This window comes from Mycobacterium sp. (assembly GCF_050701515.1).
GTDB lineage: Bacteria > Actinomycetota > Actinomycetes > Mycobacteriales > Mycobacteriaceae > Mycobacterium.
On the sequence record NZ_JBOGDB010000004.1, the window covers coordinates 1 to 24,852 of the forward strand.

Consider the following 24,852-nt stretch of genomic DNA (forward strand, 5'->3'; position numbering starts at 1 on the left):
GCGCCACCCTGCCGCGGCTGCGCTACGACCAATTCATGGCGCTGGGCTGGAAGATCCTCATTCCGGTTTCACTGGTCTGGATCGCGATCGTCGCCACCACGCACAGCCTGCGGACGCAGGGCTACACCGCATGGGCCAGCGGGCTCATCACCATCGGCGCGGTGCTGGCCATCCTTCTGGCCGTAGCACTGTGGCGGGCATTGCGGGCCAGGAACATCCGGAAGATCCCACAGCAGGCCATCGAGGCGAGGTCCTTCCCGGTGCCACCGCTACCCTCGGCCAGCAAGGAGAAAGCCAGGGAGAGAACTGATGCCTAAGTTTTTCGATGCCCTAGCCGGTTTCGCGGTCACCCTCGGGAACATGTTCAGAAAGCCGGTCACCGAGGAGTATCCAGAGAAGCCCGGTCCGGTCACGCCGCGCTACCACGGCCGCCATCAGCTGAACCGTTATCCCGACGGTCTGGAGAAGTGCATCGGCTGCGAGTTGTGCGCCTGGGCCTGCCCCGCCGACGCGATCTTTGTCGAGGGCGACGACAACACCGAAGAAGAGCGCTATTCGCCCGGCGAGCGCTACGGCCGGGTCTATCAGATCAATTACCTGCGGTGCATCGGTTGCGGCTTGTGTATCGAAGCCTGTCCGACGCGCGCGCTGACGATGACCAACGACTACGAGATGGCCGACGACAACCGCGCCGACCTGATCTGGGGCAAGGACAAGCTGCTCGCGCCGATGCAACCCGGGATGGAACCACCGCCGCATCCGATGCAATCGGGCAGCACCGACGAGGACTACTACCTGGGCAACATCAAACCCATTACCAAGGACGCGAAGTGACATCGACGGCCGAAGCGGTGGTGTTCTGGGTGCTCGGCGGCGTGGCGTTGCTCGGGGGGATCGGGGTGGTGGCCGCACGCAAGGCGGTGTACTCGGCGATGTTCCTCGCATCGACGATGATCAGCCTGGCGGTGCTCTACATCGCGCAGGAGGCGTTGTTCCTCGGTGTGGTCCAGGTGGTCGTCTACACCGGCGCGGTGATGATGCTGTTCCTGTTCGTCTTGATGCTCATTGGTGTGGACCTGTCGGAATCACTGGTGGAAACCATTCGCGGCCAACGCGTTGCGGCGATCGTCGCGGGCGTCGGCTTCGGAGTTCTGCTCGTTGCGGGTATCGGCAATGTGTCGGTGGCCGGCTTCACCGGTCTTCCGGAGGCCAACACCAACTACAACGTGGAAGGTTTGGCGGCGCTGATCTTCACCCGCTACCTGTGGGCGTTCGAGCTGACCGGCGCGCTGTTGATCACCGCCGCCCTGGCCGCGATGGTGCTGGCGCACCGGGAACGGTTCGAGCGCGCCAAGACCCAGCGCGAGCTGGCTGAAGAGCGGTTCCAGCCCGGCGGCCATCCGACTCCGCTGCCGGGACCCGGTGTCTACGCCAGGCACAACGCCGTGGACATGCAGGCGCGACTACCCGACGGCTCGGGCTCTGAGCTGTCGGTGAGCGCGATCCTGGAAGGCAGGGAGGTGCGGGATGAATCCCGATAACTACCTCTATCTGTCCGCACTGTTGTTCACGATCGGTGCGGCCGGAGTTCTGTTGCGCCGCAACGCCATCGTCATGTTCATGTGCGTGGAGCTGATGCTGAACGCGGCGAACCTGGCCTTCGTGGCTTTCTCCCGCATGCACGGGCACCTGGATGGCCAGGTGGTGGCGTTCTTCACCATGGTGGTCGCGGCCTGCGAGGTGGTGGTCGGCCTGGCGATCATCATGACCATCTTCCGAACCCGCCGCTCGGCCTCGGTCGACGATGCGAGCCTGTTGAAGCACTAAGGGCGCGATGACGATTCCGGTGTGGCTGCTGATCGCTCTCCCATCGGCGGGCGCGGCAATTCTGCTGCTGGCCGGTAGGCGGTCCAACCGCTGGGGCCACTTGCTGGGTTGTGCGACCGCGGTGACGTCGTTCGCCGTCGGGGTGGTGTTGTTCGCCGACATGCTGGGCCGGGCGGGCGAGGAGCGTGTCGTCCACGAGCGGCTGTTCTCCTGGGTGCCGGTCGGCGGCCTGCAGGTGGATTTCGGCTTGCAGCTGGACCAGCTGTCGATGTGCTTCGTGCTGCTGATCACCGGCGTCGGGTCGCTGATCCACATCTACTCCGTCGGCTACATGGCCAATGACCCCGAACGCCGGAAGTTCTTCGCGTACATGAACTTGTTCCTCGCCGCGATGTTGCTGCTCGTGCTCGCCGACAACTACCTGGGTCTCTACGTCGGTTGGGAGGGCGTCGGCCTGGCGTCCTATCTGCTGATCGGGTTCTGGTCCTACAAGCCGTCGGCGGCCACGGCGGCCAAGAAGGCGTTCGTGGTCAACCGCGTCGGTGACGTCGGCCTGGCCATCGCGATGATGGTGATGTTCGCCTACGTCGGCTCGATTTCGTTCGCCGGCGTCTTCGCCGCCGCACCTCAGCTGACCGATGGGGCGTTGACCGCGATCGGTCTGCTGCTGCTGCTCGCTGCGTGCGGCAAGTCGGCGCAGGTCCCGCTGCAGTCCTGGCTCGGCGACGCGATGGAAGGCCCGACCCCGGTGTCCGCGTTGATCCACGCCGCGACCATGGTGACCGCCGGGGTGTACCTGATCGTCCGCTCCGGCCCGGTGTTCGACCTCGCGCCCACCGCGCAGCTGGGGGTCGTCATCGTCGGCGCGGTGACCTTGTTGTTCGGCGCGATCGTCGGCTGCGCCAAGGACGACATCAAGAAGGCGCTGGCGGCATCCACCATGAGCCAGATCGGCTACATGGTGCTGGCCGCCGGTCTGGGGCCGGCCGGCTACGCCATCGCGATCATGCACCTGCTGACCCACGGGTTCTTCAAGGCGGGCCTGTTCCTCGGCGCCGGTTCGGTGATGCACGCCATGGACGACGAGGTGGACATGCGCCGCTACGGCGGCCTGCGCCGACTGCTGCCGATCACGTTCGCCACCTTCGGTCTTGGCTACCTCGCGATCATCGGCGTGCCTCCGTTCGCCGGCTTCTTCTCCAAGGACGCGATTATCGAAACCGCTTTGAACGCGGGCGGAGTCAAGGGCGCAGTGCTGGGCGGCGCCGCGCTGCTGGGGGCGGGCATCACCGCCTTCTACATGACCCGGGTCATGCTGATGACCTTCTTCGGCGAAGTGAGATGGCAACCCGACCTCCATCCGCATGAGGCGCCGCGTGTGATGACCTGGCCGATGATCGCGCTGGCCGTCGGCTCGGTTGCGGCGGGCGGGCTGCTCGCCATCGGCGGCACCCTGCAGCACTGGCTCGAACCGGTCGTCGGCGCGCACGAAGCCCACCACGTGTTGCCTGCCTGGGTTGTCACCACCCTCGCGCTGTCGGTGGTCGCGGTCGGGATCGCGGTCGCCTACCGCATGTATGCCCAGCAACCCGTCCCGGACACCGCGCCCGAGGAGGTGTCGGCGCTGACCGTGGCCGCCCGCAAGGACCTCTACGGCGATGTGTTCAACGAGGAGCTGCTGATGCGGCCCGGCCAAGTGCTGACCAAGGGTCTGATCGAGGTCGACGACAAGGGTGTGGACGGTGCCGCAAGCGGGCTGGCCGCGCTGGTCGGACGCACCTCGGATGGCTTGCGGCAGTTGCAGACCGGCTTCGCCCGCTCGTACGCGCTGTCGATGCTCGTCGGCACGGTACTGGTCGTCGCGGCGATCCTGGCGGTGCAACTGTGGTGAGCTCGTTGCCCTCCCTCCCGTGGCTGACCATCCTGTGGGCGGTTCCGACGGGGGGCGCCGCGCTGCTGATGCTCCTGCCCGCCGCGCAGCGGGTGCTGGTCAAGTGGTTTGCGCTGCTGGTCTCGCTGGCCGTCCTCGCACTGACCATCATCCTGGCCGTGGGCTTCCAGCCCGGCGGTCCCCCGTACCAGTTCGTCGAATCCCACACCTGGATACCGTCTTTCGGCACCGGCTACATTCTCGGCATCGACGGCATCGCCTTGGCGCTGGTCGTCCTCACCGCGGTGCTGGTGCCGCTGCTGATCGTGGCCGGCTGGAACGACGCCGACGATCAGGCCGGTTTGCGGGGCCGCTCCACCCACACCTATCTGGCGCTGACCCTGGCCGTCGAGGGCATGGTCATCATGTCGCTGATCTCGCTGGACGTGCTGCTGTTCTATGTCTTCTTCGAGGCCATGCTCATTCCGATGTACTTCCTGATCGGCGGCTTCGGCGGTGAACACCGTTCGAAAGCGGCGGTGAAGTTCTTGCTGTACAACCTGTTCGGCGGCCTGATCATGCTAGCCGCGGTGATCGGCCTGTACGTGGTGACCGCCCAGAGCGACGCCTTCGAGTCCGGCACGTTCGACTTCCGGGCGATCGTCGACGCGGTGTCCAGCGGTCAGTTGGCGATCAACCCGGCGATCATGAACGCGTTGTTCCTCGGGTTCATGTTCGCCTTCGCCGTCAAGGCGCCGCTGTGGCCGTTCCACCGTTGGCTGCCCGACGCCGCCGTCGAGGCAACCCCGGCCAGCGCGGTGCTGATGATGGCGATCATGGACAAGGTCGGCACCTTCGGCATGCTGCGCTACTGCCTGCAGTTGTTCCCCGACTCGTCAACGTATTTCCGGCCGCTGATCATCACACTGGCGGTTGTCGGCATCGTCTACGGCGCGATCGTGGCGATCGGTCAGACCGACGTGATGCGGCTGATCGCCTACACATCGATATCCCACTTCGGCTTCATCATCCTGGGCATCTTCGTGATGACGACTCAGGGCCAGTCCGGCTCCACGCTGTACATGGTCAACCACGGCATATCCACCGCCGCATTGTTCCTGATCGCTGGATTCCTGGTGTCCCGCAGGGGAACTCGCGCGATTAACGCGTACGGCGGCGTCCAGTACGTCGCACCGGTGCTGGCGGGCACCTTCCTGGTGGCCGGGTTGGCGACAGTGTCGCTCCCGGGGCTGGCGCCGTTCATCAGCGAATTCCTGGTCCTGATCGGCACATTCACGCGTTACCCGGTGTTCGCGGTGTGTGCGGCCAGCGCGCTGGTGCTCTCGGCGATCTACATCCTGTGGATGTATCAGCGAATGATGACCGGACCCGTCGCCGAAGATAACGACCGGCTGCGCGACCTGCTGCCCCGCGAGCTAGTCGTCGTGACGCCGCTGATCGCGCTGCTGGTGGTGCTCGGCGTGTATCCGAAACCCGCGCTCGACGTGATCAATCCGGCGGTCAGCCACACGCTGACCACGATCAACGAATCCGATCCTGCTCCCAAACTGGCGGAAGGCCCGGCGCGATGAATCTGCCAACGCCCAGCGTCGAATACGGGCTGCTGTCGCCGATGCTGATCGTGTTCGGTGCCGCGATCGCCGGCGTGCTGGTGGAAGCGTTCCTGCCGCGCCACCGCCGCTATGGCGCGCAGGTGCTGCTCAGCCTGGCCGGCCTGGCGGCCGCGTTGGTCGCGGTGGTGATGCTGGCCCGCGACCTGCACGGCGCCCTCGGAGACACGGCGGTGCTGGGTGCCGTCGCGGTCGATGCGCCGGCGCTGTTCCTGCAGGGCACGATCCTGCTGGTCGGCATTCTCGGAATCCTGCTGATCGCCGAACGACGCATCCCCGCCGAGTCCGACTCCGAGAGCAATGCGGGCGGACTGGATGCATTCACCCCGCAGGCATCCGCGGTGGTCGGCAGTGTCGCCGAGAAGCTGGCCGCTAAGGCCGGGGCGATGCAGACCGAAGTGTTCCCGCTGACGCTGTTCGCCGTCGGCGGGATGCTGCTGTTCCCTGCGGCCGACGACCTGCTGACCATGTTCATCGCGCTCGAGGTGCTGTCCCTTCCGCTGTATCTGATGTGCGGGCTGGCCCGTCGCCGCCGGCTGCTGTCCCAGGAAGCGGCGCTGAAATACTTTCTGCTCGGCGCGTTTTCATCGGCGTTCTTCCTCTACGGCGCGGCCCTGCTGTACGGCTACGCGGGCACGCTCAGCCTGGTCGGGATCGCCGACGCGATCGCAGCGGGATCCGGCAAGATGTCGCTGGCGCTGATCGGTGTCGGTCTGCTGCTGGTGGGTGTGCTGTTCAAGATCGGAGCGGTGCCGTTCCACTCCTGGATTCCCGACGTCTACCAGGGCGCCCCGACTCCGATCACCGCGTTCATGGCCGCGGCCACCAAGATCGCCGCGTTCGGCGCCACGCTGCGCGTCTTCTACGTCGCGGTGCCCGAACTGCACACCGAATGGCGCCCGGTGTTGTGGGCGATCGCGATCCTGACCATGGTGGTCGGCACGGTCACCGCGGTCACCCAGACCGATGTCAAGCGGATGCTCGCCTACTCCGCGGTGGCGCACACCGGGTTCATCCTGACCGGCGTGATCGCCGGGAACGAGGCCGGGCTGTCCTCGACGCTGTTCTACCTGTTCGCCTATGGATTCAGCACACTGGGTGCCTTCGCCGTCGTCGGCTTGGTCCGTGACAAGGCGGGTGAGGAAGCCACCGCGATGGCACGCTGGGCGGGGCTGGGCCGACGTTATCCCGTTGTCGGCATTGTGTTTTCGCTGTTTCTCCTTGCCTTTGCCGGCATCCCGCTGACCAGTGGCTTCGTCAGTAAGTTCGCGGTGTTCAAGGCCGCGGGTGAGGGCGGCGCGATCCCACTGGTGATCGTCGGCGTAATCGCCAGTGCCATCGCCGCATACTTCTACGTGCGGGTCATCGTGCTGATGTTTTTCACCGACCCACCCGACGATGCGCCCGACGTCGTGGTGCCTTCCATCTTGAGCACTGCCGTGGTCACGATAACCGCCGCCGTCACGTTCGCGCTCGGTGCGCTGCCGCAGCCGCTGCTGGACCTGGCGAACATCGCCGACCAGTTCCTGCGCTAAGGCAGCAAGCCCACCTGCCGGTACGCCGACTCCAGATAGCGCTTCATCTGCCGGACGGTCGGCGGATCGGGTTGCAGAACACGGTAAGTCACCGCGCCCGCCAGCATGTCGACCAGCACGTCAAGATCGGCGTCGGATGCGACGTCACCATCGGCCCGCGCGCGTTCCAGCATGGCGATGACGAGCGCGCGGCGCGGCCGGATGTAGTGATCCCAGTACGTCTGCATCAGCAACGGGTGCGTGACGGCCGAGCCGTAGATCTGTGCGACGAGTGCGCGGAACTGCGGTTCGGCGGCGGTACGGGCAGCCGCCGCGATGTTACGGCGCACCAACACCTGCGGTGAGATGGCAGCGATTTCGTCGCGGGTGGGCCAGTGCAAATCGGTGCCGACGTGCGCTTCGATCGCATCGGCAACCAGGCGCTCCTTCGTCTTCCAGCGCCGGTAGACGGTCGGCTTGCCGACACCGGCGCGCTTGGCGACTTGCTCGATGCTCATGGCGGCGATGCCGTGGGCGACGAACAGCCCGATCGCCGCGGTGAGGATCGCCGAGTCGAGGGCGGGATCACGTGGGCGGCCGCGGGCGGCGGTCATCGCACCCGCCCACCGCCGAGCGCCCGTCGTAGCCAGCGGTCGAGCTGCTCCGGTTGGCCGCCACGCCAGGCAAGGTGCGCATCCGGACGGACGAGAAACGCGTCTGACGCTCTGCCATCGGTGCGGCGCAGGACCGTTACGCGATCGCCAAGATGGAGCCGCGCGGTGTCAGCGAGCGCCGCATCAGCGCCGGATACCAGCAGCGCCCAATGTCCGCGTAGCTCGGCATGGAGACGGGTGGAGTCGCGGTCCGGCCGGATGCACGGTTGGTCGCCGACTCGGTCGCCGGGTCGGGGTTTCCTTGTCGGAAAAGATCTTTCGGCGAGCGGACCGCGCCGGTAGCTCACCCACAACTGGGACGTCTGATTCGTCACCCACCGCTGTACGGCTGCCAGGTTGAATATCGGGGCGACGAGCTGATCGCGGATGAACCGGCCGATCGAGCTGCTGGCAACGTTCAGCTTGGTCACAGCGCTGGTGCTACGCAGCACCTCGGTGGCCAGCGGTCGGCGTTCGGCTTCGTAGGTGTCCAGCAATGCGACGTTGGCCTGCCCGTCGACGACGAGGGCGAGCTTCCACGCAAGGTTCTCCACGTCGCCCAGCCCGGTGAGCATGCCCTGGCCGCCGAACGGCGCGTGGGTATGACCGGCGTCGCCGGCGATCAGGACCCGACCACATCGGTAGGTGGCGGCAAGTCTGCGGTGCACGCTGAACATCGACAACCACTCCGCGCCGAGGATGCCGACGTCGCGGCCGCTGCGTTCGGGAAGGATCTGTTCCAGCCGGGCGAGAATCTCGTCCTCACTGGGCTTTTCGCCTCGCTGGCCCGGGTCGTATGCGATGATCCGCCATAGTCCGCCCGGCATCGGCATGACGCCGATCATCCCCGTGGGATGGATCCAACCGGTGGTTCCCGACCGGTCGAGGTCCCAGTCCAGACGCACGTCGGCAAGGAGGAATCGCTCGGTGAGCTTCACGCCCGGAAAGTCGATGCCGACGAGACGGCGGGTTGTGCTGCCCGCGCCGTCGCAGCCAATGAGCCACGCGGCGCGCACCTCCTCCCCCGTGCCGAGCGTCGAGACCACACCGGCGTCGTCCTGCCGGAGGTCGACAAGCGGTGTCGCCCATTCGATCTCGCCGCCGAGCTCGTTCAGTCGATCCCGCAGCGCGGCCTCGACAGTAGCCTGGGAGATCACCATCGGCGGCGCGGCGGTGTGCAGGCCCGGGTCGCCGAAGCGGATCCGCATCAGCGGCTTGTCGCCGAGGTAGGTGGTGATCTTCATCGCTCGCACGGAACGTTCCGGCAGGTCACCGAGGGCACCGAGACGGTCGAGCACCTCACTTCCGCGAGCGTGCAAGAAGTTCGCCCTCGATGTGGTGGCGGGTGCAGGCGCCTTGTCAACCACGCGGACCCGCACGCCCTGTTCAAGCAGGCCGCACGCGAGGCCGAGCCCGGCCGGCCCGGCGCCAACGACGAGTACAGCGGTGTCTCGCACTGAAGACCTCCTTTGAATAACGAAACGGTTCCGTAACGGAATATACGCTCGATCGAGGCCGCCCGCTAGATTCATCCCATGACGACGGAACCGCTTGTTCTGATCGGCGAGCACGGCCCGGTTCGGGTACTCACAATGAACCGGCCCGCAGCCAGGAACGCGCTGAGTAGAGCGCTGATCAGGTCGCTGTATGCCGCGCTGACGGAGGCCGACGCCGACGAGTCGGTGCGTGCGGTGGTGCTTACCGGGGTGGATCCGGCATTCTGCGCCGGGGTGGACCTAAAGGAGGCCGCTCGGGACGGGCTGAAGTATTTCGACGAATTCAAAACGCAAAGCTGCATCACGGCGGTGGCCGCGATGCGCACACCCATCGTCGGCGCGGTCAACGGTGCGACCTTCACCGGCGGCATGGAAATCGCCCTCGGTTGCGACTTCCTCGTCGCGTCGGAGCGGGCGGTGTTCGCCGACACCCACGCCCGCGTCGGCATCCTCCCCGGGGGCGGGATGACCGCACGGCTCCCCCAGCTCGTCGGTGCGGCGACCGCCCGCCGATTGTCGATGACCGGTGAGGTCGTCGACGCCGCGCGCGCCGAGCGGATCGGGTTGGTGACCGAGGTGGTGCCGCACGACCGGCTCATCGACCGCGCCGTCGAATTGGCCACCCAGATCGCCGAGGTGCCGGGTCCGGTGATGCTGGGCCTCAAGGAGATCTACACCAGGGGTGCGGCGCCGGTCATCGATCCCGCGTTGGCGGCCGAAGACGAAATTGCCGGTGCGCAGGAGCACGACCTCGAGGGCCTCGCCGATCAATTCCGCGCGGTGTCGGCTCGCAACAAGCGGCAGATCGAGAGCCCCTAATGCTGCAGCGGGAAGGGGTCGAACTGATGATTCGCCCAGATCTGTTGCGAAGCCTGCTCGGGATACCGCTCGACACCCGGCTCCGCATCGAAGACCCGGGTGAGTTGCTCGACGGGATCGTAGTTGGGCCAGCCGGGATCGCCGTCGGTTGCGAAAGACCGCCATGCGCTGCTCATTTCGGCCGATACCGCCTTGGCAACCGGTGACTGGCCGCACAGCGCCAAGCCGACCGGCGAATCCAACGTCCCGAAGACCAACGGGATTTCGGTGACGATGGCCGGCGTGCGGATGGGCCGCCCGGTAGGCCTGCGCGCCGTCGGGTGTCGGCGGCAACAACCGCAATGCCCGATCCGTGTCGGCTTCGGTGATGGTTTCCGCCCCACCGGCCGCGGCGATCGCGTAGTTGTACTCGTCGCGGTTGTGCCCAGCGACGAGATCGATGTCGCGACCCGCTCCGGCTGCCATAGCCCGCCACGGGGTGGCTGGCACCACGGCCCCGTCGATCACCGGTCCGAACAGCGCTCCGCGGATGAGAAGCGGGAATCCCCAACGGTCTTGGTGGTCGGGGATCGTGGTGTCGGCGACGGCGTCGGCCAATCCCTGCGCGGATGTCGCGGCGAGCGCGTCGCGGACGGGTGCCGCTCGGACTTTCCGCGCGATCACGGCGGCGATGTCGCCCGCCAGGTCGGCGCCGAACAGGGTGACTTTTTGCGGATCGCCGCCGAAACCGGCGATGTTGTCGCGGATCCACTGCAGCGCGGCGAGGCTGGAGCCGTCGTATTCGGGTTCGTCCGACGAAGTCACGCGCATCGGTTGCGGCGGCGCCGGGCCGAACTCGGTCGCGTCGCGCACGCCGGACCACGCGTCGTGGCCAACCGGCGCGCGGAACCGCAGCACACCAACCGGCGGCGCAGCGTAGGGAATGCCACGAAAGACGTGCAGGCCGTTTTCCGCTGCGCCGCAGATCTTTCCGGATCGCGTCGCGACGACGGTCACCGCCCGCGGCTCCTGCGCAGGATGAACTCGACGGCGTGGCCGCCGCCGAACTCGGCCAGCGGTCGTATCGTCGCCTCGACCTGCTTTCGGGCCTGTTCCTGGACCGGCGTGTCGGGATCGAGTACGGACAAGTAGACGTCATGCGCGGCCAACGAGGCGACCGCGATGTCGACGAACCCGTCCACCACCTCGCCGTGCGTCATCTCCGGACCGTTCTCGAACAGCCACCGCGGTGGGTCTTCCAGCGAGTCATACGCGGCGGCAACGGCGTTGGAGAACTCGATGTGGTCGCGCTGGTTCGGCGCGCCTGGTGCCCACTCGGGGCCGCTGTAGAGCGTGATCACGACGTCGGGCGCCAGCGCGGTGATGGTGTCGGCGATCTTGGCTCGCAGTTCTGGTGTGTCACGGATGCGGCCATCCGGAAAATCCCAGAACTGCACGTCGTTTACCCCGACGATGGCCGCGGAGCGCCGCTGTTCGGTTTCGCGCAGCGGGCCGGCCTCTTCCGGCGCCATGCCCGCGATGCCGGCCTCGCCGCGGGACGCCAGCGCGTAGTGCACGGTCTTGCCCGCGGCGGTCCACTTGGCAACGGCCGCGGCGCACCCGTACTCCGGGTCGTCGGGGTGGGGCACCAGCACCAGCGCTGTGCGCCAGTCCGTCGGGAACGGTTGAATCTCGGGCACACCGCTATGCCACCACACCGTGCACCACGATGGCGGTGGTCTGGTCGACCCACTTGTCGTCGAGATCCTGGTCCGGCCAGAGCAGCAGCCGCAGCATTGTCGCGCCGCCGATGACCTCGATGAGCCGGTCCGGGTCGGCGTCGACATGTACCTCGCCGCGGTCCAGCGCGTCGGCCAGCCGGGTCCGCACCGCGTCGAACAACCCGGTGAACCGGTCCATCACCCGGGCGTTGAGTTCGTCGTCGGCCGCCATGTCGGCGATCAGCCCGGGCAGCGCCGCGCGCACCAATGGACTGGTGAACACGTCCCGGGCGGCGGCGATCATCGCGCGGATGTCGGCGGTGATGTCGCCGGGGGGTGTTGCGATGGCGGTGGGCGTCACCGGGAAAGCCGCCTCGTGCACCAGCTCCGCCTTGCTCGACCACCGGCGATACAGCGCGGTCTTGGTGGTGCCGGCCCGGTCGGCGACCGCGGCCATGGTCAGGTTCGGATATCCGATTTGCACGAGCAGATCCGCCGTGGCGCGCAGTATGGCAGCGTCGATACGCGGATCCCGGGGCCGCCCGGCTGCCGGGGCCTTGTCAACCGAATGCGGGTCTGGTTTCATAACGCTACCCACCGTATCGTAATTATGCCGGAGGAAGAACCTTGGCCAGTGAACCGGCTCTGGAGGATGTCAGCCGACTCCAACACTCCAGTCGGGATGTCAGCGCGCTGCCCGATGTGATGTCGCAGTGGCTTTCGACGGTCATGCCCGGCGGCGTGACACCGCAGGTGACCGTGGAAAGCGGGGTCGATGCGAACGGAATGTCCTCGGAGACCATCATCTTGACCGGCCGCTGGAAGGAGGACGGCAAGGAGCGGGAACAGAAGTGGGTGGCCCGGGTCGCTCCCACCCAGCAGGACGTGCCGGTGTTCAGGTCGTATCGGATGGACCACCAGTTCGACGTGATCCGGCTGGTGGCCGAGAAAACCGACGTCCCGGTGCCGCGGGTGCGCTGGCTGGAGCCCACCGGCACCGTGCTGGGCACGCCGTTCTTCCTGATGGACTACGTGTCCGGGGTGGTCCCGCCTGACGTCATGCCGTACACGTTTGGCGGCAACTGGTTCTTCGACGCGCCCGCCGATGCGCAGCGCACACTGCAGGACAGCACCGTCGACGTGCTGGCGAAACTGCACTCCATCCCCGACGCCGAGACCACGTTCGGTTTCCTGGCCGAGGGAGCCGACGGCAACGCATTGCGGCGCAACCTTGATTGGCTGAGGTCGTGGTATGAGTTCGCGGTCCCCGACATCGGCAGAGCCCCACTGCTGGAGCGAGCCTTCGACTGGTTGGAAGCGAACTGGCCCGAGGACGTCGCCGCCACCGAGCCGGTCCTGGTGTGGGGAGACTCCCGGATCGGAAACGTGCTGTACGAAGACTTCAAGCCGATCGCCGTGCTCGATTGGGAGATGGCGACGCTGGGACCGCGCGAGATGGACGTGGCGTGGATGATCTTCGCGCACATGGTTTTCCAGGAGCTCGCCGGCCTGGCCGGCATGCCCGGCCTACCGGACTTCATGCGGGAATCCGACGTGAAGGCGACGTACGCCGAGAAGACCGGCGTCGAGTTGGGCGACCTGCACTGGTTCTACGTGTACTCCGGTGTGATCTGGGCCTGCGTGTTCATGCGGACCAGCGCCCGGCGGGTGCGCTTCGGCGAGATCGAACAACCCGACGACGTCGAATCGCTGTTCTATCACGGCGCCGTACTGCGGCGCCTCATCGGAGAGGAAACCTGATGCTCGGCCCGATGGACGAGTTCCCGGTCCACCAGATCCCACAGCCGATCGCCTGGCCGGGCTCGTCGGACCGCAACTTCTATGACCGGTCCTACCTCAACGCGCACGACCGCACCGGCGATATCTTCCTGATCACCGGCATCGGCTACTACCCCAATCTGGGGGTGAAGGACGCGTTTGTCCTCGTCCGCCGTGGTGACACGCAGACGGCGGTGCATCTGTCCGACGCGATCGACCAGGATCGGCTCAACCAGAACGTGGTGAGCTACCGCATCGAGGTCGAACAACCGCTGCACAAGCTGCGCATCGTTATGGACGAAGCCGAGGGCATGGCCGTCGATCTCACCTGGAACGGGCTGTTCGACGTGGTACAGGAACAACGGCACGTGCTGCGCTCCGGTACGCGGATCACGTTGGACGCCCAGCGGTTCGCCCAATTGGGTTCGTGGAGTGGGCATATCGCGATGGACGACGAGGAAATCACCGTCGACCCGTCGGTGTGGATCGGGTCGCGGGACCGGTCGTGGGGCGTCCGGCCCATCGGCGAGGCCGAACCCGCTGGGCGACCGGCCGATCCGCCGTTCGAGGGGATGTGGTGGCTCTACGTGCCGATGGCGTTCGACGACTTCTCGATCGTGCTGATCATCCAGGAGGAGCCCAGCGGATTCCGCTCGCTGAACGACTGCACCCGGGTCTGGAGGGATGGCCGCGTCGAGCAGCTGGGCTGGCCGCGAGTCAAGATCCACTACACCTCCGGCACCCGAATCCCTTACGGCGCGACGATCGAGGCCACGACGCCCGATGGGTCGCCGGTGGTGTTCGAGGTGGAGTCGAAGCTGCCGGTACCGATTCACGTCGGCGGCGGTTACGGCGGTGACCCGGACTGGACTCATGGCATGTGGAAGGGCGAGAAGTTCACCGAGCGACTCACCTACGACATGACCGATCCCGCGATCATCGGCCGATCCGGGTTCGGCGTGATCGACCACGTCGGGCGCGCCACTTGTCAGGAAGGCGGCGGCAAGCCGGTCGAGGGCTGGGGTCTGTTCGAGCACGGCGCACTCGGACGCCACGATCCATCCGGCTTCGCCGACTGGCTGACCGTCGCGCCTTAGAACGGTGGCGGTCTATTGCGTTCGGCGACGAGGTCGTCGTTGAGTCGGCGTTCGGCCGCGATGGCTCGGGCGGTGGTGTGGGCGCGGGTGTGTCGGCGTCTGGGCATCATCACGCCGCGGTCTGGTGTGGTGTCGAGAGCGGGTGGATCGCGGGACCACAGTGTGGCGGTGGGCTTACATAACTTGGGAAAGAGATGTCTGCTGCCGGGGTAGGTGGTGTACGTGTGCCCGGTCGGCGATGTCCAGATGACGGTGCCGTCGGGCAGTTGTCGATCGCGCCATCCACCTATGCCGTTCCAGAAGGTTTTGAGCAGATGATGAAACCGGCACAGACACTTGAGGTTCGACGGGTGGGTGGGTCCGACCGGGTAGGGCACGGTGTGATCGATGTCGCAGTGGGTGGCGGGTCGGTCACATCCGGGGAAGCGGCACGTCAGGTCGCGGCAGCGGATGAAATCGGCCAATTTCCGCGACGGTGTATACCGCGGCTCGGGCGGCGCCTCGCCCGGGTGGCGGACCTCGCGTACCGTCGCATGCTTCAGGGTCGCGGCCAGCAGCGGTGCCGGCATCACCCCGCCGCCGATCACGAACGCCGGCGGCGCCGTGCACTGTTGCGGCTCGGCGTGTTTGGCGGTTGCGGTGGCGGCGCGAACGGTCGCTTCGTCGGCGATCACTTGAACGATCGCGGTGACCGGTGGGGTGCTGTCACGCTGCCCGGCCGGGCAGTCAGACTCACCACACTCGCAGGCCAGCGCGGTGTGTCCGGCGGCCAAGGCGGTCAGCGCATCGGCACGCCGCTCGGCGAGGCTGCGCGGATCGGCGTCGCACACGCTGCGCGCGATCTCCTCGACCCGGCGTTCGACCACCACGGCGTCGGAGGCATACAACCGGGCCCACATGCGGGTGAAGCCCGGTTCATCCGAGGGCGAGCCGAACGCCACATCGCGGCCGGTGCTGCCCTCGCGGCTGCGGCGCAGCGCCCCGGGATCGACCTGTTCGACCAGGGCATCGATGGCCTGCTCAGTCTTCTTCGCCGACAACGCACCCCAGCGGGTGACCCGGGCGGCCAGCGCGCGATCCACCATCTTCATTGTGAAGGGGGCAAGGATCAACGCGGTGCGCCACACAATCGTGCGCACCAGCAGATCGCTGATCAGACCCGCCTCAAACAGCGCCGCCACCGTGGGCAGCCGATCGCGCAGGGCCACCCCGCGATGGGTTTGGGACAACGCCAGCCCCTGGCTGATGCCCACCGCGGCGGCTGACTCGGCGGCCACCGCCGCATCCGGATCCACCCACCAGCCGTCACGCTCCTTGGCATCGTCGAGTCCGGTGCGCCGGCAGAACAGCTCGGCCATCGCGGACAGCTTGCGCGCACACGCCGCGTTCTCCGCGCGCGCCCAGCCACCCACCGCATCCACCAGCGCGGTATCACCGAGCGCGGCCAGGTCACCGACCTCCGGAAGCGAACCATCGAACATGCATTCGAATCTACCCGCGGCCGCCGACGCAAACCACCAGCTACAGCCCCGCCTGTGGATGAAATTACGACTGTGGATAACTAGCTGGCGGCCGCGAACAGTGCGGCCGCAGCCACGGCCTCGACGATGCAGTAGAACCAGTTCGGGTAGAACGCGGTTCGGTCGTCGACAACCGCCGAAAAGAGGCGGCCGAACGCCATTCCGGCCAAGGCCGCGGCGATGGTGATCAGGATGCCCTTCTGCACGTCTCCCCCGCGAACGGCCGCATACGCCAGCACCGCGGCGATGGCAAGGCCGAAGCCGCCGTATACGGCTCGCACTTCGGAACGCGACGCGCCTGTTCCCAGGGTGGTGCCGAATGGTCGAATCATCGCGGCGGGGGCGGCCAACGCGTAGACACCCATGCCGAGAAAGAACACAGCGACAACGATGATGACCGCAACGGTCACGATGGCCTCCTAAGCGGGCTGAGCCTCGTCCAGCGTCTGGACGCGGCCGAACACCATCGACTCCTCGATGGACTCGAAGGGACGGCCGAACACGTCGCGCACATAGTGGTGCGTGAGGGCCCACGGCCTGCGAGTGCCGGATTTCGGCAGCACGTCCAGCGAGCGAAGCACGTAGCCCGACTGCAGGTTGAACGCGGGTTGTTCAGGCATGTCGGCGTCGCCGAGGTGCGGATACGCATGTGTGTAGCCGTGAGAACCCATGTAGGCCAACAGGTTCGCAACCGATCGTGCTGTCATGTCAGCGCCCAACGTCCACGAAGCGTTCGTGTAGCCCACACACCACGCCGCGTTGGGCACGTCCTCGATCAGGTGGCGCCGGTACACGAACCGCTCGTGTGGCGTGACCTTCTCCCCGTCGATGCTGACCGTGATGCCGCCGAGCGCCTGAATCTGTAAGCCGGTCGCGGTGATGATCACATCGGTGTCCAGATGCCGCCCGGACCTCAGGGCAATGCCCTTCTCGTCTATGCGATCGACGTGGTCGGTAACCATTTCCACGTCGCCGTCGCTGATGGCTTTATAGAGGTCCGCGCCGAGAATGAAGCACAGCCGCTGATCCCAGGGGTTGTACGGCGGCTTGAAATGGGTATCGATGTCGTAGCCCGCGGGCAGATTGCGTTCCGCGATACGCCGCAGAAAACGCTTGCTGAACTCCGGCGCCTTGCGGGCGATCTCCCATAGCAGGGCCCCGATCAGCGCGTTGCGCCACCGGACAATCCAATGGGCAACCTTGCGCGGGAAAACCTTTCGAATCAGGTTGGCAGTCGGCTCCACCTTCACTGCAGAGATCATGTACGACGGGGTTCGTTGCAGCATCGTCACGTGCGCCGCCTTGTCGGTCAGCGTCGGGATCATGCTGACCGCGGTCGCACCGCTGCCGATCACCACCAGCCGCTTGCCGCTGTATTCGAACGATTCCGGCCAATGCTGCGGATGCACCACCTCACCCTTGAAGTCTTCGATGCCGGGAAATGTCGGGGTGTGAGGCTCATCGTAGTTGTAGTAGCCGGTGCCGAAGAACAAGAACCGAGCCCGGTAGGTGTGCGGCTCGCCGTCGACTTCGGTCTGCACCGTCCAGGCGTCGGTGGTCGAGTCCCAGTCCGCCGAACGGACATGAGTGTTGAACCGGATGTGTCGATCGATGCCGTGCTTTCGCGCGGTGTCGGCGATGTATTCCCAGATGTGGTCGCCGTCGGCGATCATCTCGGGCCGTGTCCACGGCTCCCAGGGAAAGCACAGTGTGAAGATGTCGCTGTCCGAGCGGATTCCCGGATAGCGGAACAGGTCCCACGTGCCGCCCAGTCGCTCGCGCCGTTCCAGAATCGTGTAACGCAGCTGCGGATTCTTTTCGCGGATGCGATAGGCCGCGCCGATACCGGAGAACCCCGCACCGATGATCAGGACGTCGCTGTACTCGGGTTCGTGTGTCGTCATGCGGACTTGGCCGTCTCTTCCGGCACGCGGCCGAACACCATCGACTCCTCGATCCGATCGAAGCGGTGATCGATCGCATCCAGCACATAGTTGTGCCGCACATTCCAGGGCCGGTGGGTACCCGACTTCGGCAGCACGTGCGCGGCGCGCTGCACATAGCCGGCATTGATGTTCCACGCCGGTTTCTCCGGCATCGGCACGTCGCCGAGGTGGGGGTAGGCGTGTGTGTACCCGTGGGAATCCATGTACGCCAGCAGCTTTGCCACCGATCGGGCGGTCAGATCAGCCCGCAGTGTCCACGATGCATTGATGTAGCCGACGCACCACGCCATGTTCGGGATGTCTTCAAGCATGTGCTCCTTGTAGACGAACCGGTCCTGCGGCTTGACCTCAGCGCCGTCGACGCTCAACGCGACACCACCGAGTGCCTGCAGTTGCAGGCCGGTGGCGGTGATGATGACGTCGGCATCGATTCGCTCACCGGAGCCCAGCACGATGCCGGTGCCGTCGACGTGGTCGATGTGGTCGGTCACCACATCCGCACGGCCATCACCGACCGCGGTGTAGAGATCATTGTCGAGGATCAGGCACAACCGCTGGTCCCACGGGTCGTACCGGGGCTTGAAATGGACGTCTACCGGATAACCCTCGGGCAGATTGCGTTTGGCTCCGTTCCGGATCAGCCACTTACTGAACCTGGGCGCCTTGCGGGCGATCACATAGGTGAGCACCGTGAACACGGTGTTGTACCACCGCGCGGCCCGATAAGCGGCACGGAACGGCAACACTTTTCGGATCGCCTGCACGGCCGGATTGATCCGCGACGAGGACAGCATGTAAGTGGGAGAGCGCTGCAGCATGGTCACATGGCCGGCCTTCTCGGTCAGCGACGGGATCATGCTGACCGCGGTCGCGCCGCTGCCGATCACCACGACCCTCTTACCGGTGTAATCCAGCGACTCGGGCCAGTGCTGGGGATGCACGACTTCGCCGGTGAACTGCTCGATGCCGGGAAACTCCGGCCGGTAGGGCTCGTCGTAGTTGTAGTACCCGGTGCCGAAGAACAGGAACCGGCCGCGATAGCTCTTGGGCTTGCCATCCTGCTCGGTCTGGACCGTCCAGGTGTCGGTGGTGGAATCCCAGTCGGCCGACACCACCTTGGTGTTGAACCGGATGTGCTCGTCGATGCCGTGCTTGCGGGCGGTGTGGGTCAGGTAATTGCGGATGTCGGGCCCGTCCGCCACGTTCTCCGGCCGGGTCCACGGCTCGAAGGGATAGCTCAATGTGAAGATGTCGCTGTCCGAGCGGATTCCCGGATACCGGAAGAGGTCCCAGGTGCCGCCGATCCGGGCCCGACGCTCCAGCACCGTGTAGGTCAGCTTCGGGTTCTTCGCATGGATGCGGTAGGCGGCGCCGATCCCGGAGATGCCCGCGCCGATGATCAGCACGTCGGAGTATTCGGCCTGCTCGGTCACCCGTACCCCCTTGGTTCGGCTGGGTACCACGATATGTGGTCCGCAGGCGAACGCGTCAACGCCCTCCACCACGGCGTGAGAGCCTAGTCGCGTGGGGATCCCAACCGAGGCCGATGTCGTCGTCGTCGGCGCAGGGTTCGCGGGGCTGTCCGCGGCCCGGGATCTGGTGCGGCTTGGCTACCACATCGTCGTGCTGGAGGGCCGGGACCGGGTCGGTGGCCGGTCGTCGACCACGACGATCGCCGGCACCCCGGTCGACCTCGGCGGCACATTCGTCGGCCCGACCCAGGACGCCGTGGTCTCGCTGGCGGCCGAGCTGGGCTGTGAGACGGTGCCGACCCACATCCGCGGCAAGAATCTGATCAAGTGGCGCGGGAAGGTCCGCTCGTATCGCAGCACCATCCCCCGGCTGTCCATGCTCGAGTTGTTCGACGTGTCCCGGATCCAGTGGCGGTTCGAGCGGGTGTGCCGGCGCGTTCCGGTGGCCGAACCGTGGACGGCCAGCAACGCCGAAAGCCTCGATGAGCAGACGCTGGATGGATGGTTGCGCTCGCTACGGGCCAGCGCGTCGACGCGCGATCTGATGGCGATCATGGCCAGGGTGACCTGGGGTTGCGAGCCCGACCAGGTGTCGATGCTGCACGCCGTGCGCTACGTGAAGGCCGCGGGCGGGCTGGGCCGGATGCTCGACGTCGAAGGCGGCGCGCAGCAGGACCTCTTCCCCGGCGGGACCCAGCAGATCGCGCTCCGGATGGCCGACGAGCTCGGCGAGCGCATCCTGCTGAACGCACCGGTGCGGCGCATCGAGCGACACGCGGACGGCACCGTCACCGTCAGCTCCGACCGGGGCGACGTCACGGCCAAGGCGGTCATTGTGGCGACTGCGCCGGCACACCGCGCAGCCATCGACTTCTCCCCCGCGCTGCCCGCCGAGTACGAGAAGCTTGCGCAGCACTGGCCGCAGGGAAACCTGAGCAAGGCCTACGCCGCCTACGAACGGCCGTTCTGGCGCGCGAACGGGTGCTCCGGCGAAGCGCTTTCCGACGAGGGACCGGTCTTCATCACCTTCGACCTCAGCCCCGACGAGAAGGGCCCCGGCATCCTGCTGGGCTTCACCGATGCGCGGACCTTCGATACGTTGCCGCCGGCGGAGCGCCGCGAGCGCGCGCTGGCCGGCTTCGCCGCGCTATTCGGTGATGAGGCGTTGCAACCCATCGACTACGTCGATCACTGTTGGGGGACAGACGAATTCGCACCGGGCGGCCCTACCGCCGCGGTACCGCCGGGTTCGTGGACCAGCTACGGGCCGTGGCTGCGCAAGCCGGTCAACGGAATCTATTGGGCCGGAACGGAAACCGCCGACGAGTGGACCGGGTTTCTGGACGGTGCGGTGCGGTCCGGCCAGCGGGCGGCCGCCGAAGTACACCGCGCGTTGTCCGGTTAGGACGTTGCGCGTCTTTCCTGCCTCACGGACTCGATCAGCAGCCGCAGGTGATTGTTCACCTCGCGCGGGCGCTCCACGATCGCGCAATGACCAGCGGACAGCTCGACGAACTGCGCCAGGTTCGGCGCCGTCCGCGCGATTCGACGCGACGACACCATGGGCAGTAGCCGATCCTTCTCACTGCCGATCACCAGCGTCGGCACCGTGAGATTCTGCAGGCCGATGTGCTCTGGCCCGAGGGCATCGACCAACGTGCGGGCCCAACCGCCACGGCCGGCGGCAGGACTGGAGACGAACAGCTGGTAGATGAATTCGTGCACGGCGGGGTCGGCGTCGCGACCGACTGCGACCATCGAGACGAAGCGTCGACTGGGCCGGTCGACGGCCCGCAGCAAGGGCGCCGCGCCGAAGGTTTTGAGCACAGACCCCGCAGCGCGTACCCGGGCGTCGGCGAACCGCGCCGGCACCGGCAGCAGCTTGACATTGCGTAACAGATCACCGGTGGTGGTGTTGATCAGCGCGACGCCGTCGGCGCGCTGCGAAACCCGCTCGGGATACCGGTCCGCCCAAGAAGTTATCGCGATGCCGCCCATCGAATGTCCGGCGATGACGGCCCGTTCGCCGGACTCCAACGTCGCCTCCAGCACCGAGTCGAGATCAGCGGCGAGGTGTTCGAGGGTATAGGAGCGACGCCGTCGCGGTACGGCGCTGCGGCCGTGGCCGCGGTGATCGAACGCGATCACCCGGTGGTCCTTGGCGAGGTCCGCGATCTGGTAGGCCCATACCCGGATGGCGCAGGTGATGCCGTGCGCCAGCACGATCGGATAGCCATCTTCGGGACCGAACACTTCGGCGTGCAGCCGGGTGCCGTCTTTGGAGCGAACGGCGATTGCGCGCCCGGGCGGCAACGCCTCGGCCGGAGCGAATCGCCTCGCCTTGCCGTTGACCCGCTGACCCCGTGCCATAGCCACTCCGATCGGTTGTGCCGTAGCCATGTTAAATGGTGCTCGTCGACGAGAGAGGTTGCGATGCGCGCGATACAGATAGCCCGGCTCGATGGTCCACACGCGGCGGAACTCGTCGAGATCGACGAGCCGGATGGCGATGGCGCGGTCGTCGTCGATGTTCACGCGGCAGGCGTCGCGTTTCCCGATGCGCTGCAGTCCCGCGGGCTCTATCAGTACAAGCCGGAACTGCCGTATTCGCCGGGCGGCGAGATCGCCGGCGTGGTGCGCAGCGCACCCGCCGACGCGCACGTCTCCGCAGGTGATCGCGTTGCGGGACTGACGATGATCTGCGGAGCCATGGCGGAAGTCGTTGCCCTGCAACCGGATCGGGTATTCAAACTGCCGCATAAGGTGTCGTTCGAAGCCGGCGCCGGACTACTGTTCAACGACCTCACGATGCATCACGCACTACGCACGCGGGGCCGGCTCGCAGACGGTGAGACCGTCCTGGTGCACGGCGCAGCGGGCGGCATCGGCACGTCGACGCTGCGGCTCGCCCCGGTCTGGGGGGCCGCGCGCACCATCGCGGTGGTGAGCACCGAGGACAAGATCGCGGTCGCCAAGGCCGCCGGCGCATCCGATGTCGTGCTGGCCGACGGTTTCAAGGGCGCCGTCAAGGGGCTGACGGACGGCCGCGGCGTGGACATCGTCGTCGACCCGGTGGGTGGCGACCGGTTCACCGACTCGTTGCGCTCCCTGGCGCCGGGCGGCCGGCTGCTGGTGATCGGGTTCACCGGCGGCGAGATCCCTACGGTCAAGGTCAACCGGCTGTTGCTGAACAACGTCGACGCGGTCGGCGTCGGTTGGGGCGCATGGGCGCTGGTGCATCCGGGCTACCTGGCTGAGCAGTGGGCGGAGCTGGAGCCGCTGTTGGCGTCGGGCAAGGTGTCGGCGCCGGAGCCGGTGGTCTATCCGCTCGAGCGCGCCGCCGAGGCCATCGCCTCGCTGGAGGACCGGACCGCGAAGGGAAAGGTCGTCGTCAAACTGCGGTGACGGCGTCGCGCTCGGCGAGCTTTTTCAGCACGCGCAGCTGCTTGCGCATCATCACCAGATTCACCAACGCCAGGGACTGGCCGAGTAGCCACGGCCCGTCGTACAGCTCACGGCCATGCAGCCGGGTGCCGTTGCCTTCGACCCGCACCGAGTACGTGGCGCTCACTGCCCCGAAGCGCGACATCGCACTTCCGTCGGGCAACCGCAAGGTGATGTGCTCGTCGGCCTTGAACGAGGCCAGCTCGAAAACATATGTCCGGCCAAAGATCCGGACAAACGGCTGCCCGACTGCCAGGTCGGCAAGCTCCGGAGACCGGGTGCGCGGACTGCGCCGGCCAAGGTTGTCGAGCCAGTCGTAACTGTAGGGCGCAATCCGCAGCTGGCACAGCCACGCGAACACAATCGACGGCGGCGCGTCGATGGAAATGGCGCGGTCGAAACGCACCGCGCCCGGCATCAGGTCGTCGCACGGCAGGCTCGCGGCCCGCTCGTCTGGCGTCACGTTCCAGGTGGATCCGAGCATGTTTCTCATATCTACTCTAGTTCTATATAGATGCAATGCGATATACGTCACCTCTTGGCGCCGGAAGGATCAGGCGGGAGAGGCCGCCAACTCCGTGCGCCACTCTGTGGGTGGACCGGCCAGGTTGCGCGCGAACCGCGGGTGCGACCCGCCGGCCAGCATCAGCCGGATCCGGGTGCCGGCGTGGAAGCGGTGAGCGACGGCGTCCAGCTTCAGTCGCAGCGGCGATGACGAGTGGTGGTTCAGCCGCAGATAGCCGTCGCTGACATTGCGTGACCGGCCCTTGCGATCGACCTCGCTGATCCGCACGAACAGGTCGGCCGATGGAGTGTCGACCGAATGCGCGAGCTCGACGTAAGGGGTGCCGATGACTTCGACGTCCTCGGCCAGCACCGGACCCGTGAAGCTGATGACGTCGGTCCGCTCGGCCAGTCGGGTGTCGTTGCGGTAGCCGGCCGCCGATCGTCGGCGTCGGGTCCGCGGGGTCGTAGGCGAAACCGTGACGGCCCGGCATCCGCCGATGGCGGGTCGTCGGCCAGCCGTCCCGTCGGCTGCAGGTAGAGCACCTTGTCGTCGGACGCCGGTGGCCAGTCGGCAAGGCCACGCCATCCCCGTCCGCCGGTGACGAAGATCCGGACCGGGCTCCTGCGGCCGTGCCCCGGCGTGCCGGCCATGTGCTCGGCGAGCCAGTCGAGGGATTCCCGCGCCGCCCGCCCGGCCCCCCGCGTGCCGATATGCATGTGCGTCCACGGACCCACGGTGAGCGCCGCGTTCACCCCGCGGGCCCGCAGGTGCCGGTACTGCTCGAGCGTCTGGGGCAGGAAGAGGTCCTGCCAGCCGCCGATCACCCCGGTCCCCCAGACCGCCGCCCTGAAGTCGTGCGGCCCGACGGTGATGATCGCCGCCATCTCCGGTGGCGGATCGACGAGCAGCGCCCACTGCGTGAATCCGAGGTAGGAGCCACCCATGGTGGCGAAGCGGCCGGTGAACCAGGGCTGGCGCCGCAGCCATGCGACGGTGTCGGCGCCGTCGTCGACCTCGTTGCGTCCGGGTTCGAAGGTCCCCCCGGAGCCGAAAGTTCCACGGGCGCTTTGCACAACGACGTGATAGCCGCGCTGGGCGTAGGTTCTGGCCGTGAATATCGCGGCCGCACCGCTCCGGCCGTACGGTCCGCGCACCAGGATCGTGCCGGCGGCTGCCGTTGTCGGCGCGTAATGGTCGGCCAGCAACAGGGTGCCGTCGCGCATCGGCACGGCGACGTCACGGGCCACGGTGTAGTCGGTCGTCGGCGGGAAAACGGCCCCCGGGGCAGCTAGCTCCAAGGGCCGTTTCCGTCGTAGCGGGGACATCACAATCGTAGCGGGGACAGTGTCTGGTTCCACGACATAGTTGGCAGCTGTCTCGCGACATAGTTGGCACCTCAGCTGTCGTGGGAGGCCGGCCATGTCGAAGGCGCAGCTCGTCATCACCGCTGTCGTGTTGGAAGGACGCAGCAAAAGCGAAGTCGCCCGCGACTACGACGTCTCACGCACCTGGGTACAGCAACTGTGCAGACGCTATGAGGCCGAGGGGGCAGCGGCGTTTGAGCCGCGCTCGCGCC

General features: G+C 66.8%; 24 protein-coding genes and 2 pseudogenes. 13 read left to right on the forward strand and 13 right to left on the reverse strand.

Features of this window, described 5'->3' with window-relative positions; genetic code table 11:
• From ACRDU5_RS00565 to nuoN, 7 genes are all read left to right on the forward strand, one after another.
• The coding region (locus ACRDU5_RS00565; RefSeq protein ID WP_526612277.1) for an NADH-quinone oxidoreductase subunit H at positions 1–317 on the forward strand (317 nt) is incomplete at its 5' end.
• A complete protein-coding gene (nuoI, locus tag ACRDU5_RS00570) occupies positions 310–834 on the forward strand; it encodes an NADH-quinone oxidoreductase subunit NuoI (protein WP_526612278.1) in 525 nt (174 codons plus the stop codon). The genes ACRDU5_RS00565 and nuoI, both read left to right, overlap by 8 nt.
• Entirely contained in the window at positions 831–1,541 is a 711-nt protein-coding gene (locus tag ACRDU5_RS00575) for an NADH-quinone oxidoreductase subunit J (RefSeq protein WP_526612279.1), read from the forward strand. Before nuoI ends, ACRDU5_RS00575 begins: the two co-directional genes overlap by 4 nt.
• On the forward strand, positions 1,528–1,827 hold the full coding sequence (nuoK, locus tag ACRDU5_RS00580; RefSeq protein ID WP_526612280.1) for an NADH-quinone oxidoreductase subunit NuoK: 300 nt from the start codon (positions 1,528–1,530) through the stop codon (positions 1,825–1,827). The genes ACRDU5_RS00575 and nuoK overlap by 14 nt, the downstream gene beginning before the upstream one ends.
• 7 nt (positions 1,828–1,834) lie before the next feature.
• Positions 1,835–3,718, forward strand: coding sequence for an NADH-quinone oxidoreductase subunit L (gene nuoL, locus ACRDU5_RS00585; RefSeq protein ID WP_526612281.1), 1,884 nt, complete (start codon positions 1,835–1,837; stop codon positions 3,716–3,718).
• Between the two features lie 5 nt (positions 3,719–3,723).
• Positions 3,724–5,289 (forward strand): NADH-quinone oxidoreductase subunit M, encoded by a 1,566-nt coding sequence (locus ACRDU5_RS00590; RefSeq protein WP_526612298.1) that lies wholly within the window; start codon positions 3,724–3,726, stop codon positions 5,287–5,289.
• Positions 5,286–6,863, forward strand: coding sequence for an NADH-quinone oxidoreductase subunit NuoN (nuoN, locus tag ACRDU5_RS00595; RefSeq protein ID WP_526612282.1), 1,578 nt, complete (start codon positions 5,286–5,288; stop codon positions 6,861–6,863). Before ACRDU5_RS00590 ends, nuoN begins: the two co-directional genes overlap by 4 nt.
• Here nuoN and ACRDU5_RS00600 read toward each other — a convergent pair.
• Complete coding sequence (locus ACRDU5_RS00600) at positions 6,860–7,456, reverse strand: TetR/AcrR family transcriptional regulator (protein ID WP_526612283.1); 597 nt, start codon at positions 7,454–7,456, stop codon at positions 6,860–6,862. The two genes, nuoN and ACRDU5_RS00600, sit on opposite strands and share 4 nt — an antisense overlap.
• Entirely contained in the window at positions 7,453–8,952 is a 1,500-nt protein-coding gene (locus ACRDU5_RS00605; protein WP_526612284.1) for an FAD-dependent oxidoreductase, read from the reverse strand. Before ACRDU5_RS00605 ends, ACRDU5_RS00600 begins: the two co-directional genes overlap by 4 nt.
• A 78-nt stretch (positions 8,953–9,030) precedes the next feature.
• Between ACRDU5_RS00605 and ACRDU5_RS00610 the strand changes: the two genes are divergently transcribed.
• On the forward strand, positions 9,031–9,810 hold the full coding sequence (locus ACRDU5_RS00610; protein WP_526612285.1) for an enoyl-CoA hydratase: 780 nt from the start codon (positions 9,031–9,033) through the stop codon (positions 9,808–9,810).
• Here ACRDU5_RS00610 and ACRDU5_RS00615 read toward each other — a convergent pair.
• The 4 genes and pseudogenes from ACRDU5_RS00615 to ACRDU5_RS00630 all read right to left on the reverse strand — a co-directional run bounded on the left by ACRDU5_RS00615 (position 9,807) and on the right by ACRDU5_RS00630 (position 12,096).
• A complete protein-coding gene (locus ACRDU5_RS00615; protein WP_526612286.1) occupies positions 9,807–10,193 on the reverse strand; it encodes a hypothetical protein in 387 nt (128 codons plus the stop codon). The genes ACRDU5_RS00610 and ACRDU5_RS00615 overlap by 4 nt on opposite strands.
• A 337-nt stretch (positions 10,194–10,530) precedes the next feature.
• Positions 10,531–10,806, reverse strand: a pseudogene (locus tag ACRDU5_RS00620) (carboxylesterase family protein); the annotation flags it as partial.
• Positions 10,803–11,489 carry a PIG-L deacetylase family protein gene (locus tag ACRDU5_RS00625; RefSeq protein WP_526612287.1) on the reverse strand — a complete coding sequence of 229 codons (687 nt, stop codon included), beginning with the start codon at positions 11,487–11,489 and terminating at the stop codon, positions 10,803–10,805. The gene ACRDU5_RS00625 and the pseudogene ACRDU5_RS00620, both read right to left, overlap by 4 nt.
• Before the next feature lie 4 nt (positions 11,490–11,493).
• Positions 11,494–12,096 carry a TetR/AcrR family transcriptional regulator C-terminal ligand-binding domain-containing protein gene (locus ACRDU5_RS00630; RefSeq protein WP_526612288.1) on the reverse strand — a complete coding sequence of 201 codons (603 nt, stop codon included), beginning with the start codon at positions 12,094–12,096 and terminating at the stop codon, positions 11,494–11,496.
• Positions 12,097–12,137: 41 nt separating this feature from the next.
• On the opposite strand from ACRDU5_RS00630, the gene ACRDU5_RS00635 reads away from it, so the two are divergent.
• A complete protein-coding gene (locus ACRDU5_RS00635) occupies positions 12,138–13,271 on the forward strand; it encodes a phosphotransferase family protein (protein ID WP_526612289.1) in 1,134 nt (377 codons plus the stop codon).
• Positions 13,271–14,386 carry an Rv3169 family protein gene (locus tag ACRDU5_RS00640; protein ID WP_526612290.1) on the forward strand — a complete coding sequence of 372 codons (1,116 nt, stop codon included), beginning with the start codon at positions 13,271–13,273 and terminating at the stop codon, positions 14,384–14,386. Before ACRDU5_RS00635 ends, ACRDU5_RS00640 begins: the two co-directional genes overlap by 1 nt.
• On the opposite strand, the gene ACRDU5_RS00645 is transcribed toward ACRDU5_RS00640, so the two are convergent.
• The 4 genes from ACRDU5_RS00645 to ACRDU5_RS00660 form a co-directional block, all read right to left on the reverse strand.
• Positions 14,383–15,867, reverse strand: a complete 1,485-nt coding sequence (locus ACRDU5_RS00645) for an HNH endonuclease signature motif containing protein (RefSeq protein ID WP_526612291.1) — start codon at positions 15,865–15,867, stop codon at positions 14,383–14,385. The two genes, ACRDU5_RS00640 and ACRDU5_RS00645, sit on opposite strands and share 4 nt — an antisense overlap.
• 80 nt (positions 15,868–15,947) lie before the next feature.
• Positions 15,948–16,316: a DUF4345 family protein gene (locus ACRDU5_RS00650; RefSeq protein ID WP_526612292.1), complete on the reverse strand. Its 369-nt coding sequence runs from the start codon at positions 16,314–16,316 to the stop codon at positions 15,948–15,950.
• A gap of 9 nt (positions 16,317–16,325) precedes the next feature.
• Positions 16,326–17,810, reverse strand: coding sequence for a flavin-containing monooxygenase (locus tag ACRDU5_RS00655; protein WP_526612293.1), 1,485 nt, complete (start codon positions 17,808–17,810; stop codon positions 16,326–16,328).
• Positions 17,807–19,285, reverse strand: a complete 1,479-nt coding sequence (locus ACRDU5_RS00660) for a flavin-containing monooxygenase (protein ID WP_526612294.1) — start codon at positions 19,283–19,285, stop codon at positions 17,807–17,809. The genes ACRDU5_RS00655 and ACRDU5_RS00660 overlap by 4 nt, the downstream gene beginning before the upstream one ends.
• A gap of 91 nt (positions 19,286–19,376) precedes the next feature.
• Between ACRDU5_RS00660 and ACRDU5_RS00665 the strand changes: the two genes are divergently transcribed.
• Positions 19,377–20,729, forward strand: a complete 1,353-nt coding sequence (locus tag ACRDU5_RS00665) for a flavin monoamine oxidase family protein (RefSeq protein ID WP_526612295.1) — start codon at positions 19,377–19,379, stop codon at positions 20,727–20,729.
• Here ACRDU5_RS00665 and ACRDU5_RS00670 read toward each other — a convergent pair.
• Positions 20,726–21,694 carry an alpha/beta fold hydrolase gene (locus ACRDU5_RS00670; protein ID WP_526612299.1) on the reverse strand — a complete coding sequence of 323 codons (969 nt, stop codon included), beginning with the start codon at positions 21,692–21,694 and terminating at the stop codon, positions 20,726–20,728. The two genes, ACRDU5_RS00665 and ACRDU5_RS00670, sit on opposite strands and share 4 nt — an antisense overlap.
• A 63-nt stretch (positions 21,695–21,757) precedes the next feature.
• Between ACRDU5_RS00670 and ACRDU5_RS00675 the strand changes: the two genes are divergently transcribed.
• Positions 21,758–22,729 (forward strand): NADPH:quinone oxidoreductase family protein, encoded by a 972-nt coding sequence (locus ACRDU5_RS00675; protein WP_526612296.1) that lies wholly within the window; start codon positions 21,758–21,760, stop codon positions 22,727–22,729.
• On the opposite strand, the gene ACRDU5_RS00680 is transcribed toward ACRDU5_RS00675, so the two are convergent.
• On the reverse strand, positions 22,716–23,252 hold the full coding sequence (locus ACRDU5_RS00680; protein WP_526612297.1) for a hypothetical protein: 537 nt from the start codon (positions 23,250–23,252) through the stop codon (positions 22,716–22,718). The genes ACRDU5_RS00675 and ACRDU5_RS00680 overlap by 14 nt on opposite strands.
• Positions 23,253–23,363: 111 nt before the next feature.
• Positions 23,364–24,601, reverse strand: a pseudogene (locus tag ACRDU5_RS00685) (CocE/NonD family hydrolase); the annotation flags it as partial.
• Between the two features lie 94 nt (positions 24,602–24,695).
• Here ACRDU5_RS00685 and ACRDU5_RS00690 point away from each other — a divergent pair.
• Positions 24,696–24,852 (forward strand): helix-turn-helix domain-containing protein (locus tag ACRDU5_RS00690; RefSeq protein WP_526612276.1); only part of this gene is annotated, 157 nt, incomplete at its 3' end.